At 65.2% G+C, this 2233-nt stretch carries 5 protein-coding genes; 2 read left to right on the plus strand and 3 right to left on the minus strand.

What is annotated here, in order from left to right; all coding sequences use genetic code 11:
• Positions 1-493, minus strand: a 493-nt coding sequence (locus tag K5S26_RS18440) for a hypothetical protein (protein ID WP_221860988.1), incomplete at its 3' end; no start/stop codon positions are given.
• Between the two features lie 177 nt (positions 494-670).
• Here K5S26_RS18440 and K5S26_RS19345 point away from each other — a divergent pair.
• Positions 671-928 carry a helix-turn-helix domain-containing protein gene (locus K5S26_RS19345; RefSeq protein WP_344779206.1) on the plus strand — a complete coding sequence of 86 codons (258 nt, stop codon included), beginning with the start codon at positions 671-673 and terminating at the stop codon, positions 926-928.
• Between the two features lie 42 nt (positions 929-970).
• Here K5S26_RS19345 and K5S26_RS18450 read toward each other — a convergent pair whose 3' ends face one another.
• Positions 971-1123, minus strand: a complete 153-nt coding sequence (locus K5S26_RS18450) for a hypothetical protein (protein WP_221860992.1) — start codon at positions 1121-1123, stop codon at positions 971-973.
• A gap of 501 nt (positions 1124-1624) precedes the next feature.
• Here K5S26_RS18450 and K5S26_RS18455 point away from each other — a divergent pair.
• Positions 1625-2131: a PIN domain-containing protein gene (locus tag K5S26_RS18455; RefSeq protein WP_221860994.1), complete on the plus strand. Its 507-nt coding sequence runs from the start codon at positions 1625-1627 to the stop codon at positions 2129-2131.
• On the opposite strand, the gene K5S26_RS18460 is transcribed toward K5S26_RS18455, so the two are convergent.
• A partial coding sequence (locus tag K5S26_RS18460) for an integrase core domain-containing protein (RefSeq protein ID WP_221860840.1) occupies positions 2102-2233 on the minus strand: 132 nt, incomplete at its 5' end. The two genes, K5S26_RS18455 and K5S26_RS18460, sit on opposite strands and share 30 nt — an antisense overlap.

Here is a 2233-nt window from a genome sequence, read left to right on the forward strand (position 1 = left end):
GCGCGAGGGCGCCGGGCTCGTAAAGCCCTGGGTACAGTGCGGTGGAGGCCTGTCCGTCCTCGGTTGTGAAGGTCGCGAACGGCGGAGCGCTGTTCTCCGGACTTGCGAGCACCAGATAGTCGTCACCCTCACGGGTCACCTCGAGCACGCCGTTCAGGTCCTCGCCGCCGAGCGCATAGGAGACCGGGACTGCCGCACTGTCCCCATCGACCAGGTCGGTCTCCGCCCAGCTCGCGTCCACCTCCTGGCCGGCGGCCACGTCAGTGATGTGCTCAGCAGCGTCGGTGAGGAGGCCGGCACCATCCGGCTCCACATCGATCAGTGCGGCGGCGGCTTCCATATCGCCCGTCGCGAGCGCGTCGAGGTATGCCGCGGCGGTGTCGGCAACGGGGCTGGCGGTGCCCGTGGGGGGCGCGGCTGCATCGGCCTCACTGTTCGGAGAGCACCCCGTCGTGACCAGGGCGACGGATGAGACGGTGACGGCGAGGAGCATTGCGCGATTCATGTGCGCGCGTGCAGGGCGGGGGCGGGTGCTGTTCACGTGCGAAGTCCTTGTCCGAGGGAAGCGTGGGGTGCTGAGCGCCGGAAGGCATCCAACTATTCGTGACCCTAGCAAAATGTCCCGGTATAGTTGGTCGCGCGTTCGAAAGGACCGTCGTTCGATCGATGTGTGCCCTGGAACCGAGAGAGTGCGCGAGCATTCGGCGAACGAGTGCGCACTGCGCGGCACGAGCGCGGCATCTCGCAAGAGGCACTTGCGCACGATGCCGGTATCACGAAGAACGCTGTGCAGCTGATCGAGGCCGGACGCGCTACGGGGAGTGAGACCGGTCGAGCCTCCAACCCGCGGCTGTCGACGGTCTACGGAATCGCGGATGCGCTGGGTGTGGAAGCGCAGGTACTGCTGGGTCCGAGCGCTGAGATCTGAGTCAACTTAGATAGGCAGGGTGAGCGCTCGCCACGGTGCCGCCTAACGGCTCTCCAGGCGGCCGTCGGGCTCCAGTCCCTTCAACAGCGCGTGAGTGCGGTACGCCTCGGGCTCGCTGAGGCCCGAGATGTAGTCGAGGAGGGCGCGGTAGCCGCGCTGCTTTGCGTCGTACTTGCTCGTCTGGCGTATCGCCATTCGCAGGCATCGCTGAAGCGAGCATGGGAGGCGGTGCATGTCTCGGGTGGGCGGTCCCGTCGGGTCCCAGTCCGCTTCTTCACGGACGCATGCATGTGCGAGGCACCGGGCATCGAGCCGTTGGTCAGCTGGTCGAGTCGCTGGCTGGCGACGGAATGCGCGGCGACCTCGTCGAGATGGATGTGCGGACGCTCGAGGTCACTGATGTTGTAATGCCCGACCCGGGATAATCCGCCGGGGGCACGGTAAACCCGAACTCAACGTCGCGCCGGTCTGCACGCCACCGCCCAGCTTCGATGCGCAGCAACGACGGGCATCGGCACGCCGCCGAAACCGGGCGGACGTTTGAGGCGCGAAGGTCGGGCGAAGCGCGGCGGGGTGAGGCGATGTGTCACTTCATGATTGATTTTCAGATAGCGCGCGCCTCCAGCGGCCCAGACCCGCTTCTGTGTCCTTCACTGCGCATCTCGTCGCGTTGGCGCGCTAAGTATGCTCAAACTCATGAAGCCGGTGGTGGTACTCGATAGCAATGCGCTCCACGGGCTCAAAGCGCTCAGCGGGTCCGACTTCAAGAAAGCGCTGGCACTCGCGCACGCTGGACGCATTCGGCTCGTTGTCCCGGATGTTGTCGTCAGAGAGCTTTCGAGGCAGGCGGCGAAGGAGGTCTCGGACAAGTACGCGGCCAACCGGAACACAGCCAACAATCTGAGAACCGTGGCGGAGGAGGCGCGAGCTGTTGGCATAAGCGTCGGCCAACTGCCCGACCCGATGAAGGCGCCGCGCACGGAGCGAGCGGACTTCCACGCCGCTATCTCGAAGTACCTTCACTCGTGGGACGTTGAGACGCCCGACTATCCGGACCTGTCCGTGGAAGACGTGCTTGAGCGTGACCTGGATGGCCGAAAGCCGTTCGCTCCCAGCGGGAAAGGCCTCCGGGACACGTTGATCTGGGAGACCATTCGCCAACTGTGCGCTGCGCTAGTTGTAGTGCCCAGCCAGGTTGTTTGAAATGCGGCTGATGGGTGGGAGCTTTCCGATGGCGGTGTGGGGTCTGTGGTGATTGTAGAAGTGCAGCCAGGCCGGGAGAGCTGCTCGCCGAGCTGACTCGGA

Origin of the sequence: Microbacterium marinilacus (assembly GCF_019753765.1) — a bacterium.
Classification (GTDB): domain Bacteria; phylum Actinomycetota; class Actinomycetes; order Actinomycetales; family Microbacteriaceae; genus Microbacterium; species Microbacterium marinilacus.

What these genes read in the sequence shown, in the direction of transcription:
- K5S26_RS18450 (WP_221860992.1), bottom strand. Translation starts at nt 1,123, where the DNA reads ATGGCGATACGCCAGACGAGCAAGTACGACGCAAAGCAGCGCGGCTAC.
- K5S26_RS18455 (WP_221860994.1), top strand. Translation starts at nt 1,625, where the DNA reads ATGAAGCCGGTGGTGGTACTCGATAGCAATGCGCTCCACGGGCTCAAA.